General features: G+C 38.4%; 17 protein-coding genes. 11 read left to right on the forward strand and 6 right to left on the reverse strand.

Annotation, left to right across the window (positions count from 1 at the left end):
• Positions 1 to 49 precede the first annotated feature (49 nt).
• Complete coding sequence (locus OQX64_RS15250) at positions 50 to 1,738, forward strand: protein-disulfide reductase DsbD family protein (protein ID WP_265819394.1); 1,689 nt, start codon at positions 50 to 52, stop codon at positions 1,736 to 1,738.
• On the forward strand, positions 1,735 to 2,718 hold the full coding sequence (gene pfkA, locus OQX64_RS15255) for a 6-phosphofructokinase (protein ID WP_088301250.1): 984 nt from the start codon (positions 1,735 to 1,737) through the stop codon (positions 2,716 to 2,718). The genes OQX64_RS15250 and pfkA overlap by 4 nt, the downstream gene beginning before the upstream one ends.
• 84 nt (positions 2,719 to 2,802) lie before the next feature.
• Here pfkA and OQX64_RS15260 read toward each other — a convergent pair whose 3' ends face one another.
• Entirely contained in the window at positions 2,803 to 3,126 is a 324-nt protein-coding gene (locus tag OQX64_RS15260) for a heavy metal-binding domain-containing protein (protein ID WP_088301249.1), read from the reverse strand.
• 83 nt (positions 3,127 to 3,209) lie between these two features.
• The gene (locus OQX64_RS15265; protein ID WP_265819395.1) at positions 3,210 to 3,731 is read right to left on the reverse strand and encodes a 5' nucleotidase, NT5C type; all 522 of its coding nucleotides are present in this window, start codon (positions 3,729 to 3,731) and stop codon (positions 3,210 to 3,212) included.
• A gap of 144 nt (positions 3,732 to 3,875) precedes the next feature.
• On the opposite strand from OQX64_RS15265, the gene OQX64_RS15270 reads away from it, so the two are divergent.
• The 6 genes from OQX64_RS15270 to OQX64_RS15295 all read left to right on the forward strand — a co-directional run bounded on the left by OQX64_RS15270 (position 3,876) and on the right by OQX64_RS15295 (position 8,260).
• Complete coding sequence (locus tag OQX64_RS15270; protein WP_088301248.1) at positions 3,876 to 4,436, forward strand: 30S ribosomal protein S16; 561 nt, start codon at positions 3,876 to 3,878, stop codon at positions 4,434 to 4,436.
• 128 nt (positions 4,437 to 4,564) lie between these two features.
• A complete protein-coding gene (gene rimM / locus OQX64_RS15275; RefSeq protein ID WP_265819396.1) occupies positions 4,565 to 5,092 on the forward strand; it encodes a ribosome maturation factor RimM in 528 nt (175 codons plus the stop codon).
• Between the two features lie 44 nt (positions 5,093 to 5,136).
• A complete protein-coding gene (locus OQX64_RS15280) occupies positions 5,137 to 5,748 on the forward strand; it encodes a hypothetical protein (protein ID WP_265819397.1) in 612 nt (203 codons plus the stop codon).
• Between the two features lie 47 nt (positions 5,749 to 5,795).
• Positions 5,796 to 6,470: a tRNA (guanosine(37)-N1)-methyltransferase TrmD gene (trmD, locus tag OQX64_RS15285; protein ID WP_088301245.1), complete on the forward strand. Its 675-nt coding sequence runs from the start codon at positions 5,796 to 5,798 to the stop codon at positions 6,468 to 6,470.
• A 137-nt stretch (positions 6,471 to 6,607) separates the two neighbouring features.
• Positions 6,608 to 6,955: a 50S ribosomal protein L19 gene (gene rplS, locus OQX64_RS15290; RefSeq protein WP_010600018.1), complete on the forward strand. Its 348-nt coding sequence runs from the start codon at positions 6,608 to 6,610 to the stop codon at positions 6,953 to 6,955.
• A 126-nt stretch (positions 6,956 to 7,081) separates the two neighbouring features.
• Positions 7,082 to 8,260, forward strand: a complete 1,179-nt coding sequence (locus OQX64_RS15295; protein WP_265819398.1) for a mechanosensitive ion channel family protein — start codon at positions 7,082 to 7,084, stop codon at positions 8,258 to 8,260.
• An 82-nt stretch (positions 8,261 to 8,342) separates the two neighbouring features.
• Here the strand turns inward: OQX64_RS15295 and OQX64_RS15300 are convergent, their stop codons facing one another.
• From OQX64_RS15300 to OQX64_RS15310, 3 genes are read right to left on the reverse strand one after another with little or no spacing between them, the layout of a single operon-like run.
• Positions 8,343 to 9,002 (reverse strand): phosphatidylserine decarboxylase family protein, encoded by a 660-nt coding sequence (locus OQX64_RS15300; protein ID WP_265819399.1) that lies wholly within the window; start codon positions 9,000 to 9,002, stop codon positions 8,343 to 8,345.
• A 45-nt stretch (positions 9,003 to 9,047) separates the two neighbouring features.
• Positions 9,048 to 9,596: a hypoxanthine phosphoribosyltransferase gene (gene hpt, locus OQX64_RS15305; protein WP_265819400.1), complete on the reverse strand. Its 549-nt coding sequence runs from the start codon at positions 9,594 to 9,596 to the stop codon at positions 9,048 to 9,050.
• Positions 9,597 to 9,653: 57 nt separating this feature from the next.
• Positions 9,654 to 11,801 carry a transglycosylase domain-containing protein gene (locus OQX64_RS15310; RefSeq protein WP_265819401.1) on the reverse strand — a complete coding sequence of 716 codons (2,148 nt, stop codon included), beginning with the start codon at positions 11,799 to 11,801 and terminating at the stop codon, positions 9,654 to 9,656.
• A gap of 131 nt (positions 11,802 to 11,932) precedes the next feature.
• Here OQX64_RS15310 and OQX64_RS15315 point away from each other — a divergent pair, with 131 nt between their 5' ends.
• The 3 genes from OQX64_RS15315 to OQX64_RS15325 are packed head-to-tail and all read left to right on the forward strand — an operon-like array spanning position 11,933 to position 13,981.
• Positions 11,933 to 13,009: an Mrp/NBP35 family ATP-binding protein gene (locus OQX64_RS15315; RefSeq protein WP_265819402.1), complete on the forward strand. Its 1,077-nt coding sequence runs from the start codon at positions 11,933 to 11,935 to the stop codon at positions 13,007 to 13,009.
• 35 nt (positions 13,010 to 13,044) lie between these two features.
• On the forward strand, positions 13,045 to 13,290 hold the full coding sequence (locus OQX64_RS15320; protein ID WP_088301239.1) for a NifU family protein: 246 nt from the start codon (positions 13,045 to 13,047) through the stop codon (positions 13,288 to 13,290).
• A 52-nt stretch (positions 13,291 to 13,342) separates the two neighbouring features.
• Positions 13,343 to 13,981, forward strand: coding sequence for a hypothetical protein (locus tag OQX64_RS15325; RefSeq protein WP_088301238.1), 639 nt, complete (start codon positions 13,343 to 13,345; stop codon positions 13,979 to 13,981).
• Between the two features lie 181 nt (positions 13,982 to 14,162).
• Here the strand turns inward: OQX64_RS15325 and def are convergent, their stop codons facing one another.
• A complete protein-coding gene (def, locus tag OQX64_RS15330; protein ID WP_265819403.1) occupies positions 14,163 to 14,723 on the reverse strand; it encodes a peptide deformylase in 561 nt (186 codons plus the stop codon).
• Positions 14,724 to 14,874: the final 151 nt, after the last annotated feature.

Consider the following 14,874-nt stretch of genomic DNA (forward strand, 5'->3'; position numbering starts at 1 on the left):
TTTATAAAAATTATGCTTAATTTCACGGCCTAAACACACAAACACACAAATGAAAAAGTTTTTTATATTGTTTTTAACAGCTACAATGTTTATGACATTGCCTGCTGCTAAGGTTTATGCCAGCGTTAATCAAGATACAACGACTGTGGCACCACCAGATGATATGGTATTTACCGAGGTAGGCTCGGCACAGGATAGTGCTGTTAATAAAATTGTAAAAGATTCGGTTAAAAAGGATACTATTAAATCTACTGTTGCAGTTAAAAAAGCTGGAGATGAAGAGAAACTAACGCTCTGGCAAACTTTCATCAAAGGATTGTTATTTGGATTTGCAGCGATCTTAATGCCATGTATCTTCCCAATGCTACCCCTAACGGTAAGTTTTTTTACTAAAAAGGCAGGTAGTAAAAGCAAGGCTGTCGGTCAGGCCATAATTTATGGCTTATCAATTATTGTTATTTATGTTGCCCTCGGCATGCTGGTAACTATTGCCTTTGGTTCTGATGCGCTCAATGCACTCTCTACTAACGGAATTTTTAATGCCTTTTTCTTTTTAATGCTGGTTGTTTTTGGCGCATCTTTTTTAGGCGCATTTGAAATTACTTTGCCAAGTGCATTTGTTAATAAAATTGATGCAAAATCTGATAAAGGCGGCCTAATGGGTATATTTTTTATGGCCTTTAGTTTAGCCCTGGTTTCATTCTCCTGTACCGGACCATTAATTGGTACCTTATTAGTAGATGCGGCATCAAAAGGTGATAGATTAGGCCCGGCGGTTGGTATGTTTGGGTTTTCATTTGCTTTAGCCATTCCATTTGCATTATTTGCCTTGTTCCCTTCATTATTGAAATCATTGCCAAAATCTGGCGGATGGTTGAACAGTGTAAAAGTAGTTTTGGGATTTATTGAACTGGCTTTTGCTTTTAAATTTTTATCAAATGTAGATCTGGCTTACCATTGGAATTTGTTAGATAGAGAGGTTTTCTTGGCCATATGGATTGCCATCTTTACCTTGATGGGGATTTATTTATTGGGTAAAATTAAATTTTCGCACGATAGTGATCTGCCTTATTTATCTGTTCCAAGAACGTTTTTGGCCATATTAGTCTTTGCCTGGGTCGTTTATTTGGTTCCGGGAATGTGGGGTGCACCATTAAAATCCATTAGTGCTTTTTTACCACCTACCGCAACGCAGGATTTCGATTTGAATAATTTAACAGCCGCACAACCCACTACAGAGACTAAAACATCAATCAAAGAGAAAAAGTATGCAGAACTTTTTCATCGTTTAACACCTAAAGGGTTTGATCCTTATTATGATTTTGAACAAGCTAAACAGGCATCTAAAGAACTTGGCAAACCAGTTTTAATAGATTTTACGGGTTGGAATTGTGTAAATTGCCGGAAAATGGAAAATAATGTCTGGTCAAATGCCGAAGTTGCCAAAAGACTTAAGAACGATTTTGTAATGGCTGAATTGGTAGTTGATGATAAAACGGAACTACCTGTTTCGGAACATTATGTTTCAACATTCAGCAAAAAAAAGATAAATACGATAGGTAAAAAATGGAGTGATTTTCAGGCAGCAACATTTAACAGCAATTCTCAGCCACAGTATGTGATTGTTGATGGCGATGGACATGTTCTTGTTCCACCACAGGGAGCTGATTATGAACCTGAAAATTACATTAAATTTTTAGACAGCGGAAAGGCAGCTTTCCAGAACAAAAACAAATGAGTAAGATAAAGAACATTGGTGTTTTAACCTCTGGCGGAGATTCGCCAGGCATGAATGCCGCAATCCGGGCTGTAATCAGGGCCTCCATTTATTATGATATAGAAGTAACCGGGTTTATCCGTGGATACGAGGGATTGATCAACAATGATTGTATTCCAATGGATAGAAAATCTGTGGCCAATATCATTCAACGTGGCGGAACAATGCTAAAAACAGCACGCAGTGAAGCTTTCAGGACAGTAGAAGGAAGAAAAAAAGCTTATCAGCACCTGAAAGAAAAAGAAATTGATGCTTTGGTTGTGATTGGTGGAGATGGAACATTTACAGGGGCAAATGTCTTTGCTAAAGAGTTTGATTTTCCTATTGTTGGCCTGCCCGGAACAATTGATAACGATTTAGCCGGAACTGATTTCACGATTGGTTATGATTCTGCCATTAACACTGTAATTGATGCGGTTGACCGGATCAGAGATACTGCAGAATCTCACGACAGACTTTTTATTGTGGAGGTAATGGGACGCGATTCGGGATTAATTGCCTTGAGGAGTGGTATTGGCGTAGGTGCCGAGGCCATCATGATCCCAGAAGCCAATATGAATGCCGATGATATTTTACATAAATTAGAACATAGCCGAAAAGATAAGGCTTCTAAAATTATTATTGTTGCCGAAGGTGACGATAATGGCGGTGCATTTAAAGTGGGCGAAATTCTGCAGGCCAAATACCCTCATTACGATACGAAAGTTTCTGTTTTAGGGCATATTCAACGTGGCGGAAAACCAACCTGTATGGATCGTGTATTGGCAAGCCAGTTAGGCGTGGCCGCAGTGGAGGGTTTAATAAACGGTGAAAGAAGTGTAATGGTTGGACAAATGAACAGGGAGATTGTGTTTACACCTTTTGATCATGCCATTAAGCATATTGATGCAGAAAAAGTAAGTTCGAAGTGGCTAAAGCTGATTGATATTTTATCTTTCTAGTTTGCCTCATATACCATAAAAGAAAAGTCTTTCCCGCACCGGAAAGACTTTCTGTTTTTGCTTAGTTTCGCTATAAGCAATCTCTTAATCTTCTAAAATAACGGCTGTGCCATTGGCGCTTACCATTAGCATACTTCCGCCGCTGCCCACCGTTTCATAGTCTAAATCGACACCAACAATCGCATTTGCACCTAAAGCAGCAGCATATTGTTGCATCTCATTCACTGCGGTATCTTTTCCTTCACGCAAAACCCGTTCATATGAACTTGATCGTCCTCCAACAATATCTGTAATACCTGCAAATAAATCCTTGAAAATATTTGCGCCGATTATGGTTTCACCTGTAACCAGGCCGATATATTTAATAATTCTTCTGCCCTCCACTGTAGGCGTTGTGGTTACTAACATAGCTTGATTTTTTCTATATTAGAATATTTTACCATTAAAATGTTACATGTATTTTTAAATCAGTTATATTTTAGCAGTACTAATTAAAGAAGTAAGCCTGCTACTTCTTCCCAGGTGTTTACACGTTCATATTCCGTAACCAGTAAATTATGCGGAGAAGTAAACAATAAAGGACGGCCAGGGAAATTGATGAAGTTCTTGGTTCGGTCATCAATGATGATATCTGTATTTACAATTTTATTTCCGCAGAACATGATGTGTTGCCAGTCAATAAATGGAAAATGTTCAGCCAGCCAGTCATACTTATCCACTAGAGAATTTCTAAATTCCATGGCTGCGGAAACAATATAAACATCGTATTTTTCCTGCAATGCTTTAATTACACGTTGGCTATCTGTGATTACTTCTAAATCACGAAAAAAACCAGGCTCATTAATATATTCAAACCATTTTTGATTTACCTCTTGAGGAACATGATGGAAAATTTCGTTTCCGGCATCGATTTTCAAATCCAGCGGAACATTATAATCCCGGTTATATAGTTTAATGAATTTGCCAACAGCGTCAGCAATTACTTCATCCATGTCAATCGCAATTTTTTTCATATGGGATGTGCAAAAATTTTGAGCCAAATCTCCTGAAAATAAAGATATTAAACTATGTTTTTAATTTACAGTATTTTAGTTATCTTTGCAGCCCCGCAGTATGTAGCTCCGGGAACTATGTTGAATACATAAATACGAAAAGAAATGGCAACTAAAATCAGATTGCAAAGATTCGGTAAAAAAGGAAAGCCTTTTTTCCACGTTGTGGTAGCAGATTCCCGCTCTCCACGTGATGGTAAATTCATTGAGCGTTTAGGTTCTTATAACCCAAACACCAATCCTGCTACTATCGAAATTAACTTCGAAAAAACTTTAGCTTGGGTAAACAGTGGTGCACAACCAACTGATACAGCTCGTGCTATCCTATCTTACAAAGGTGTTTTATACAAAAAACACTTAGAAGGTGGTGTTAAAAAAGGTGCTTTAACACAAGAACAAGCAGACGAGAAATTTGCTGCCTGGGTTGATGCTAAAGCTGGCAAAATCTCTGGTAAAACTGAAGGTTTAGCTACTTCTAAAGCAGATGTGCGTAAAGCGGCATTAGCAGCAGAAGCTAAGAAAAAAGAAGACAGAGCAGCAGCAATTGCAGCTAAAAATGCACCAGTTGCAGAAGAGGTTGTTGAAGAAGAAGCACCAGCTGTTGAAGCTGAAGCAACTGAAGAAGCTCCTGCAGCAGAAGCTACTAAAGAAGAAGGAGCAGAATAATTTTAATTATTTTGTTTCAAAAAATAGCGTTCCGAATTTCGGAACGCTATTTTTATATAAGCTATTTTTTATTCAATATCATTATTGCGAAGTACGAAGCAATGACGATAATACAATGAGTTTAAGGAATGAAACACGAAGAAGCATTTTATGTAGGTTACGTTACGAAAACCAGGGGTTTAAAAGGAGAGGTACAAGTATTCTTTGAGTTTGATGAATACGAGCAGCTTGAATTTGATGTTGTTTTTGCAGACATGAATGGAAAGCTTGTCCCTTACTTTGTAGCGGAGTCGAAATTACAAGCAAATAAAACGGGTTATTTTAATTTTGATGATGTTGATCATATTGATAAGGCACAACCTTTGTTGAAGAAAAAATTATATCTGCCCTTAAGCCAAAAGCCCGAGCGTGATGAAAGTGAGTTTTTCTATACAGATTTAAGAGGTTTCATGGCCATTGATAAAACAATGGGCAAACTCGGTGAAATTTTAGAAGTAAATGAATATCCGCAGCAATTCGTGGCAACGGTGATGTATCAGGAAACTGAGATTCTTTTTCCCTTAAATGAAGACTTTATTATAGAGATTGATGATGAAGAAAAAATCTTAAATTTAGATCTACCCGAAGGCCTGCTGGATGTTTACCTGGCAACATAAAGCTCAGGCTTATCAGTTTTTGTTTTCTTTATCGTTTAGCCATTATGAAGCGTTTATTTATTATTGTTGCTGCGGTGTGGCTATTGGTAAGTTGCAGCCAGAATAAGCAGCCTGAAGACCATAACAAGGTAGCAAAAACAAGACCCGTAAAGAGCCAGAGAGACACGATTGAAGCGGTAGCTTTAAGTGCTTTAAAGGCCTTAAAAAATAAAGACTATACAGCATTTGCCTCCCATTTTCATCCGGTTGATGGAGTCAGATTTTCACCATATGGCTTTATCGATCAAACCCATAAACATGTATTGGCAAAAGATTTTTTAGAAGCCATTGATAAAAACTGGACACTTACCTGGGGCCACTTTGATGGTAGCGGCGAAGCCATTAAAATGAAGGTTAAGCCTTATTTAGAGCACTTTATTTATGATGCAGATTATTTAAATGCAGATAAGAAAAGCTATGACACCATTATCGGCCAGGGCAATACCATCAATAATTTAAAAGAAAGTTACCCGCAGCTTCACTTTACAGAATATTACTTTAAAGGTACTGACGAAAAGTACAAAGGGCTAGATTGGAAAAGCCTGCGTTTTGTATTTAAAAAGCAAGGAAGCACTTATTATATTGTTGCGGTGATTCACGATCAGTGGACGGTTTAGTCTGCCGCAGTTTCAAAACTCCCGATTCAAAACTTTATATTTGCACCATGCGTTTCGATATTATAACTGTTCTTCCGGCATTATTAGAAAGTCCTTTTGCCCATTCCATTTTACAGCGGGCACAAAAAAAGGGCATAGCCGAAATTGTTGTGCATAATCTGCGCGACTATTCTACAAGTAAACAGAAAAGCGTAGATGATTATCAATATGGCGGCGGCAGCGGAATGGTGATGAGTATTGAGCCTTTTGCGGCCTGTATTGAAAAGCTTCAGGCTGAACGCGAATATGATGAGGTCATTTTTATGAGTCCGGATGGTGTCACTTTAAATCAGAGCACCGCAAATGAACTTTCTATAAAGAAAAATATCATTATTTTATGCGGCCACTACAAAGGAATTGATCAAAGAATCCGTGATGTATTTGTTACCCGCGAGATCTCTGTAGGCGATTATGTTTTGAGTGGCGGGGAATTGCCTGCCGCAATAGTTGTTGATGCTGTGGTGCGCTTAATACCGGGTGTTTTGAACGATGAAACCTCTGCCCTTTCTGATAGTTTTCAGGGTGAGCTTTTAGATGCACCTGTTTACACCCGCCCGGCAGACTGGCGAGGCCATAAAGTACCTGATGTTTTGTTAAGCGGACATGAGGCAAAAGTGAATGAATGGCGGCATGAACAGGCGCTGGAACGAACCAGGCAGCGCCGGCCTGACCTTTTGGAATAGAAGAGTTTACACAGGGTTAATGTGGAATTCTAAAAGATTGTGGAAAAAATAAAATTAGTTTTTTTAATTGAAAAAAAATCCCTAATATTGCAATCCGAATTTCACGGGTTGAAATATCGATTTAATAGCTTAAAATCATGGATTTAGTAAAATTTGTTGAAGAGCAGGCCATCGCGAAAAAAGATTTTCCTGCGTTCAAGTCTGGCGATACAGTGAGCGTACACTATAAAATTCGCGAAGGTAATAAAGAACGTGTTCAAATTTACCAAGGTGTTGTAATCCAACGTAACAGTGCGGGTGCTAACGAAACTTTCACCGTTCGTAAAATCAGCAACGGTGTTGGTGTTGAGCGTATTTTCCCTTTTAACTCTCCAAACATTGAGAAAGTTGAAGTGAATAGCTATGGTAAAGTTCGTAGAGCGAAATTATTCTACTTACGTGCTTTAACTGGTAAAGCTGCTCGTATCAAATCTTTGAGAAAATAATATTCTTTATTATAAGATATAGCCTCCACGATTCATTTCGTGGAGGTTTTTTTGTTTAGGATATTTTAACCATCAGGTTAATATTAATAAAGGTGAATAACCATCATATGGATTAAATTTGTGGATATGTTAGATGCAGCCTTTTTCGATCAGGTATTTTGGGGTAATACCGTAATGGCTTATTGCCTGTTTGGTGCAATATTATTTTTAGGGATTATCTTAAAAAGAATTATTTCAAAGCTGTTAAGCAAGCTTTTATTTAAGTTGTTTAGAAACTTTTCGCAGCAATCACACGATGATGCTTTTGTGGCTTTATTAATTAAGCCCATCTCCTTACTCATTCAACTGACCACACTTTACCTGGCGATCAATCAATTAAGGCATCCCCTTGAAGTGGCTATATTTCATTACCGTAAGCTTGTTGGGAAAATGAAAATAGCTGTACCAGTAAGTTTAGGAGATTGTATTGACCGGATTTTTCTTTTTCTGATTATTCTCTCCATATTCTGGATTATTTTGAGAATTATCGATTTTATTAGCCATGTGCTGTTGTACAAAGCATCATTTACCAATAATAAATCGGATGACCAGTTAGTGCCCTTTCTTAAGGAATTGTTAAAGACACTTGTGATCTTTATAGGCTTCTTTACCCTCTTAGGCTTTGTTTTTGAAGTAAACGTACTCACGCTGATTACCGGTTTAGGCATTGGTGGTATAGCTATCGCATTAGCCGCAAAAGAAAGTCTGGAAAACCTGATCGGATCATTTACTATTTTTCTGGATAAACCTTTCGTGGTTGGTGATTTGGTGAAAGTAGACGGCGTGGAAGGAACGGTAGAAAAAGTAGGCTTCAGGAGCACCAGGATACGTACTTCAGAACGGACAATGGCTACAATACCCAATCGTGGTATGATTGATGGTGTTTTAGAAAACCTTTCACTCAGAAACTCCAGAAAAGTAGCCTTTACTATCGGTTTAACTTATGAAACAAAGGCAGAATCTGTCAGGCGGATTGTAACTGAAATTGAATCTTACATTAATGGACATGAAGGAACAAGCGGAGATGGAACAGCCTCTTTTAAAAGCTTTGGTGATTCTGGTTTAATTGTAGAAATCAACTACTTTGTTACCATACTGAATAATGATGCCTTTCTAGATATCCGCCAGGAAATTAACCTTGAAATTATGGACATTGTGATGCGCAATCAGTCAGATTTTGCTTATCCAACCCAACGTTTAATCAGCGACCACATTGTGCCGGTTGCCAGCGCAGAAAAGGAAGTGGGTAATGATACTACAGATTAAGATTAATTCCGCTGCCTGAATAAAAGAAAACCCCGGTGTGGCATTAAGCCAGCCAGGGTTTTTATAGAAATGTATTATTTAATTAACTTAAAGTAGCCAGCGTAGTGATACCGCCTTTTACCACCTGGTTAAGTTCAACATTCACTTTGGTTCCAACAGGTAAGAAAACATCCACTCTTGATCCAAATTTAATAAATCCAAATTGTTCAGTCTGTACCACCTGATCACCCTCTTTTACATACCATACAATTCTACGGGCCAGCGCCCCTGCAATCTGACGAAATAAAACCGGTGTACCATTTTTGTGTTCCACCACCGTAGTGGTGCGTTCGTTTTCCGTTGATGATTTAGGGTTCCAGGCGGCTAAATATTTCCCCGGGTGGTATTTAAAAAATTTCACCACACCCGAAATCGGGTTCCGGTTAATGTGTACGTTTACCGGCGACATAAAAATGGAAACCTGTAAACGTTTATCCTTAAAGTATTCGCCTTCTTCAGTTTCCTCTATTACCACTACTTTCCCATCGGCAGGGCAGATCACCAGGTTTTCACCATTGGAAAAACTGCGGCTGGGATTGCGGAAAAACTGCAGGACAATCAGAAATAAGGCAGCGGAGAAAATATAAATGAACCAACGCAACCAGGTGATGTCGTAGTATTTATAATCAACAACAGCGTTGATCACAAAAATCAGTAAAATGGTCAGGGCAATAGTGGTATAGCCTTCCTTATGTATGGTCATAATCTTAAAATATTGCGCAAAGGTGCGAAAAATAAATTAATCCAATTAAAAATTATGCCCGGTAGCCCTGTAAATATCGATCAGGTTTCTTCCCAATCCATTATAATCTAATCCGTAACCTACCACGAATTCATTTGGAATTTCAAAACCAATGTAGGCTAAATCTTCCATTTCGTACTTTAAAGCGGAAGGTTTAAGTAAAAGTGAGGCTACTTTTACTGATGCCGGATTTTTCTCTTTTATGGTTTTTAAAATATATGTGAGTGTTAAGCCTGTATCCACAATATCCTCTACGACAATTATATCCCTGCCTTCTATATTTTCTGGTAGGCCGATTAATTCTTTTACCTGACCGGAACTTGAGGTACCTTCATAAGATGCCACACGCATAAATGCCACCTCACAGGGGATGTCAACTTCCTTGATGAGATCTGCCAGGAATAAAAAACTTCCATTTAATACACCAATAAACAACGGACACTTTTTTTCATAATCGACATTCATTTGAATGCCCATTAAACGAATCCTTTTATTAATGGTCTCATTTTCTAAAAAGATTTCGAATTCTTTATCCTCTACCTGTATTTTGTGCATGCTCTTTGGTGATGTTTAATGTATTAAAGTTGAGTTGATTGTGAATTGTCAGCTGATTTACAATCCTTTCTCCAGCTCTTTCTGCAGCCTGCGCTGCTCTCGGCGTTCCTGTCTCAACTGTTTTCTGGTTTTGGTGGTATCTGCAGGTTTAACGGTTGTGGTATCATTCTTACGCCCTCCAAAAATACGATCGAAAAGGTTTTTATTGTTATCCTGCATGATCACTGGCGGCATTCCCTCATCATCGTCGCCATCAAATGCTGAAGTATCCACAGCTGAAGTATCTGGTGCCAGGTACTGGCGTAAACCCTCTCTTAAACGAACATTGTAAAATCCATAACCAGAAGTGTCAGCGGGTGTTAAACCCCGCCTGGCCATAATGTTTCCCATAAACCTAAAATAGTTGAACATATAAGGTTTCAAACCGCCACCTGCCATAAACTTGTACATGGCTGCTTTTGGTTTCGGAACAATGCTGGCCAAAAATAACCCGTCACCAATCGTTAAGTCGGCTGGTTGCTTACCAAAATAATACCTTGATGCTTCTCCAATGCCGTAAATGTTTTTTCCCAGTTCCATTATGTTGAAATAAACCTCCAGCATTCTGTTTTTACTTACCAGGTGATTATGTTCGATAAGCCATACAATGAGAATTTCTTCAGCTTTCCTTGCAAGTGTTTTCTGGCGACTGAGGTAAACATTCTTAACCAGCTGCATGCTGATGGTGCTTCCCCCTCTTTTAAATTTCTTTTCCTTATAATTTACGGCAATTGATTTCCGGATAGATTCTTCTACAAAACCATTGTGCGTAAAAAAGGATGGATCCTCTGCTGTTAACACGGCATTGATAAAGTTTTTTGAAATCTGATTTAATGGTGTAAAGTTATGGTTAGCGGGGCCGATGGTAATATCACGCATGGGTTTGCCATATTCATAAGGCGTATAAACAAAAGGGCTGTTAATTTTTTGCAGGTCTGTTTTCCCCCATTTTGTAATTTTAAAATCAACAGGTGTTAATGTTGAATTAAAGCGAACACTATCCGGGATTTTGGTGTCCAGATAAAAATTAAGATTGTATTTTACCTTGCCCTGTACCTTTAAGCCTTCCAGGGATTCAAATAAACCTTGAGGAAAGGCGTTCAGAACCGCTTGTGCATCCTGTTCAGGAGCGTTAAGTTTGAGTTCGTAGATTTTGTTTTTCCCTAAAGTATATTTGATAAAGGGATGGATTTCAGCATTTTTTAAATAAGCCGTAGAGCTGCTATCTAATGCAATGTAATTCGGACCTACTAAAATATCAGCGTCTAATTTTGCACTTTGAACAATAATATCGTTGGAGGCGATTCTTGGCTGGTTAATCAGCATATTTTTAACTGACCATGAACCGGAAATTTTATAATCATTACCACTGTATTTTGCGTTTTTTAGCTCCGTTTGAAGGGTGTCGAAACTCAACTTGGCATGAAGCTTATTATTCAGATAAGGCAATTCCAGCTTCTTCCCGTCAGCATAAGCGGTGAAGCTTAATTCTTTGCTGCCCGGATTTACATAACCATCAATATGCCAGGTAGATTCTCCTTGGTTAACGTTAATGGTCGATTTTAAATCACCACCATCAATTACAGCAACCGTAGCAAAACTTAGTTTAGCTGTATCATGATCGTTAAACTTAAAAACCATGTTTTTTACATCCATATCATCAGGGATTTTGTATAAAACCTGGTTAAGGATATTATTGGCAATTTCTGACAGGTTGGATTTGCCTTTATTTTCTGTACTGTCCTTTTTCTTACGCTTTAAAATAAAATCGATATTGGTGGTGGAATCCTTCAGCACTACACTGACAAATCCATTACTCATTTTTACTTCTGATAGTTTGACATTACCAAATATTAAAGGAAGAAGCTTTACCCCAACGCTTAATTCGCCGATGTTGGAAAGCGTATCCCGCTCCTTAGGTACAATAGAAATCGCCGTCATTTTTACGGTACTCAAACCTGTAAATCCGGCAGAGCCGATTTTAACTTCCAGTCCATAATCCCGGTCAGCTTTGGCAATAGCTTTAGCCATCATTTTCTTTAACAGCGCTTCCCTTTTGCTATAGGCAACGGCACCTAAAGCCATGCAAACAATTAAAAAAACACCTAAAACCCAGGCTCCGATTTTTAAATATTTTTTAGGGATCTTGATTTTTGGTATTCGCATATAGTCGTTAAAATGGTTAATTGCTTAAACGTAACAATTAAATGTTTATTTCGTGTTAAAATTACAGTTTAAAAGCCTAAATAAAAGTATTTGTAGCGATGTTTTGTTAATTTTGAATTTAAATTAATACCATGCAAATTAGCCCGCAACAAGTTTTAGATGCCCTTAAGAATGTAGAGGATCCTGATCTGAAAAAAGATTTGGTCACCCTAAACATGATTAAGGATTTAAAAATTACTGATCAACATATAAGCTTTACACTGGAGCTCACCACACCGGCCTGCCCGATGAAAGAGATGCTCAAAAATGCCTGTACTAACGCGATTAAACATTTTGTGTCAGCAACTGCTGAAATCAGCATTAATGTTACTTCAAGGGTAACACAGCCTGTAAATTCATCCTCATTGGATAACATCAAAAACATTATTTTGGTTTCATCCGGCAAAGGAGGTGTAGGTAAATCGACGGTATCCAGTAACCTGGCTGTAGTGCTTGCCAGGGATGGTGCAAAGGTAGGTTTAATCGATGCCGATATTTATGGCCCGTCAGTGCCTACGATGTTTGATTTAGTTGATGCAAAACCAGGTGCTGAAGAAACGGCGGATGGAAAAACAAAAATTATCCCTGTTGAGAAATATGGCATCAAGATTTTATCTCTTGGTTTTTTTGCAGATCCTGGTCAGCCGGTGCCCTGGCGCGGACCAATGGCTTCAAATGCGGTAAAGCAACTTTTTAATGATACGAATTGGGGCGAACTGGATTATTTAATTGTAGATCTTCCTCCTGGTACCGGAGATATCCACATCACCATTACACAGAGTTTTCCTATATCAGGTGCTGTTGTGGTTACTACACCGCAGCAGGTTGCACTGGCTGATACGCATAAAGGGCTGGCCATGTTCCAGATGCCCGGGATCAATATTCCCATTTTAGGGGTTGTAGAAAACATGTCTTATTTTACGCCGGAAGAATTGCCGGAAAATAAATATTACATTTTTGGTAAGGGAGGCGGAACAAAACTAGCAGAAAGATTTGATGTGCCATTTTTAGGTGAAATTCCGATTATTCAAAGCATTTCAGAAGCCGGAGACCATGGTAAGCCGGTTGCTTTAAACCAAAATCCTTTGCTGGATGTTATATTTGGAAACATTGCCAGTAAAATTGCACAGCAGATATCCATCAATAATGCGCAAATGGCGAATTGCTAAAAAATTACTATTTTTATATCTTTAAATAACCAATAATGAATTTAACAGAACAAGTAGAACAGGCATTGGAAACTATCAGGCCATATTTAAAGGCTGATGGAGGTGATGTTTCTGTTGAAGAAATTACAGCTGATGGTACAGTAAAGCTTAAGTTATTGGGCAACTGTGGCTCTTGTCCAATGAGTTTCATGACCATGAAATCGGGTATTGAACAGGCTATAATGAAAGCTGTACCGCAAATCACTTCAGTCGTTGCTGTAAACATGGCAGAGCAGGAATAGCTTTAACAATATTTAACAAGGAAGTTTTATTATTAAAATTACTTTTGTCTCAATGAGATATTGTGTTACCCTGATTTGCTTGTTTTTTTCCTTTGCTACTTTTGCACAACAGAAGCCGGCCGGGGAAAAACTTATCCAATTTTCAGGAATTATTACCGATATCGATAGTTCAAATGTAATCCCATACGTAACCATTACCGATCTCTCCGCCAAAAGCAAGCGGGTTGCCGCAGATTACCGTGGTTATTTTAGTTTTGTTGTGAATCCTGGCGACACTATTTTATTCACAGCCATTGGCTATAAAAAATTCTCTACTATAATTCCGGAGGGTACACCAGACAGTAAGTATACGATCATGGTGAAGTTAAAATCCAACGTAATTGATTTACCTTCTGTTCGTGTTTTTCCGTGGGCAACTACAGAAGAATTTACGCGGGAATTTCTATCGATGAAACTGGCTGATGATGATATGGCGATAGCCAAAAAGAATCTTTCGCGTTCATCGATAGATGGTTTGATCCAGACTTTACCACGTGACGGACAGGAAATCGGCAGTCAGAATTACCGGTACAACTTCGACAGGATGGTTAATAAAAACATGGTGCAAACCAACCCATTATTAAATCCTTTTGCCTGGGGTAAATTAATGCAGCAGATTTTTGACGGCGATAAGAAGCGAAGTGAGAATTAAGTCTTGAGTCTTAAGTTCGGAGTCTGTAGGCCTGGACATTCAAAATCGACAAATCTTCATGGCAAGGAGGCTTTTTCAGCTGACGAAGCAATCTGTTTGCGATTGAGATTACCTCGTGCCTTGCAATGACGGAATGAATAAAAAAAGGGAAAACGTTTCCATTTTCCCTCTTCCATAACATTTATCTTTTTTTGCTCTTATTCAGGAACTTCATTTTGTAATCTGTTTTGATATTTCCTTTTGCAATGGCATCCAGTTTGCTTTTCAGCATGGTCTTACGCAGCACACTTATTTTATCGGTAAATAGTTTGCCTTCAATATGATCATATTCATGCTGAATCACACGGGCTGGCATTCCATCCACATCATCGGTATGTTCTACAAAATTTTCATCCAGGTAATTTATCTTGATATTGGGTTTACGTGAAATATTTTCACGAATATCCGGGATACTTAAACAGCCTTCATTGAACATCCAGGGCTCGCCTGTTTCTTCCACGATTTTTGCGTTTATAAATACTTTTTTATAACCAGGTGTTCCATCTTCATCCTCCCCGATATCTACAATAAATAAACGGATTGGAAGACCAATTTGTGGCGCAGCAAGGCCAACACCATTTGCATAATACATGGTATCGAACATATCACTAATCAGCTTTTCCAGTTCTGGATAATCTTGATCAATATCGGTTGCGATCTTTTTTAAAATCGGATCCCCGTAAGCAACTATAGGTAATTTCATGATGTAATATATTTCATTCAGACGATTAAGCCTGAGGCTATTAATTTCAACGGTTTGTCAGTCTGAGCCTGTCGAAGACCGGCTTGTTTGTCTATCCTTCCACGAGTTTCAGGGTGACAGGCCAATAAAACTTAATGGTACAAAAATAACA

The organism is Pedobacter sp. GR22-10, assembly GCF_026239715.1.
In the GTDB taxonomy this organism is placed as follows: Bacteria; Bacteroidota; Bacteroidia; order Sphingobacteriales; family Sphingobacteriaceae; genus Pedobacter.

Excerpts from the sequence above, each read along its gene's own strand:
- OQX64_RS15250 (WP_265819394.1), top strand. The coding sequence starts at position 50 with ATGAAAAAGTTTTTTATATTGTTTTTAACAGCTACAATGTTTATGACA.
- rimM (WP_265819396.1), top strand. The coding sequence starts at position 4,565 with ATGAAACACGAAGAAGCATTTTATGTAGGTTACGTTACGAAAACCAGG.
- pfkA (WP_088301250.1), top strand. The coding sequence starts at position 1,735 with ATGAGTAAGATAAAGAACATTGGTGTTTTAACCTCTGGCGGAGATTCG.
- OQX64_RS15280 (WP_265819397.1), top strand. The coding sequence starts at position 5,137 with ATGAAGCGTTTATTTATTATTGTTGCTGCGGTGTGGCTATTGGTAAGT.
- OQX64_RS15300 (WP_265819399.1), bottom strand. The coding sequence starts at position 9,002 with ATGACCATACATAAGGAAGGCTATACCACTATTGCCCTGACCATTTTA.
- trmD (WP_088301245.1), top strand. The coding sequence starts at position 5,796 with ATGCGTTTCGATATTATAACTGTTCTTCCGGCATTATTAGAAAGTCCT.
- OQX64_RS15295 (WP_265819398.1), top strand. The coding sequence starts at position 7,082 with ATGTTAGATGCAGCCTTTTTCGATCAGGTATTTTGGGGTAATACCGTA.
- OQX64_RS15325 (WP_088301238.1), top strand. The coding sequence starts at position 13,343 with ATGAGATATTGTGTTACCCTGATTTGCTTGTTTTTTTCCTTTGCTACT.
- OQX64_RS15310 (WP_265819401.1), bottom strand. The coding sequence starts at position 11,801 with ATGCGAATACCAAAAATCAAGATCCCTAAAAAATATTTAAAAATCGGA.
- OQX64_RS15260 (WP_088301249.1), bottom strand. The coding sequence starts at position 3,126 with ATGTTAGTAACCACAACGCCTACAGTGGAGGGCAGAAGAATTATTAAA.
- OQX64_RS15265 (WP_265819395.1), bottom strand. The coding sequence starts at position 3,731 with ATGAAAAAAATTGCGATTGACATGGATGAAGTAATTGCTGACGCTGTT.
- def (WP_265819403.1), bottom strand. The coding sequence starts at position 14,723 with ATGAAATTACCTATAGTTGCTTACGGGGATCCGATTTTAAAAAAGATC.
- hpt (WP_265819400.1), bottom strand. The coding sequence starts at position 9,596 with ATGCACAAAATACAGGTAGAGGATAAAGAATTCGAAATCTTTTTAGAA.
- OQX64_RS15270 (WP_088301248.1), top strand. The coding sequence starts at position 3,876 with ATGGCAACTAAAATCAGATTGCAAAGATTCGGTAAAAAAGGAAAGCCT.
- OQX64_RS15320 (WP_088301239.1), top strand. The coding sequence starts at position 13,045 with ATGAATTTAACAGAACAAGTAGAACAGGCATTGGAAACTATCAGGCCA.
- rplS (WP_010600018.1), top strand. The coding sequence starts at position 6,608 with ATGGATTTAGTAAAATTTGTTGAAGAGCAGGCCATCGCGAAAAAAGAT.
- OQX64_RS15315 (WP_265819402.1), top strand. The coding sequence starts at position 11,933 with ATGCAAATTAGCCCGCAACAAGTTTTAGATGCCCTTAAGAATGTAGAG.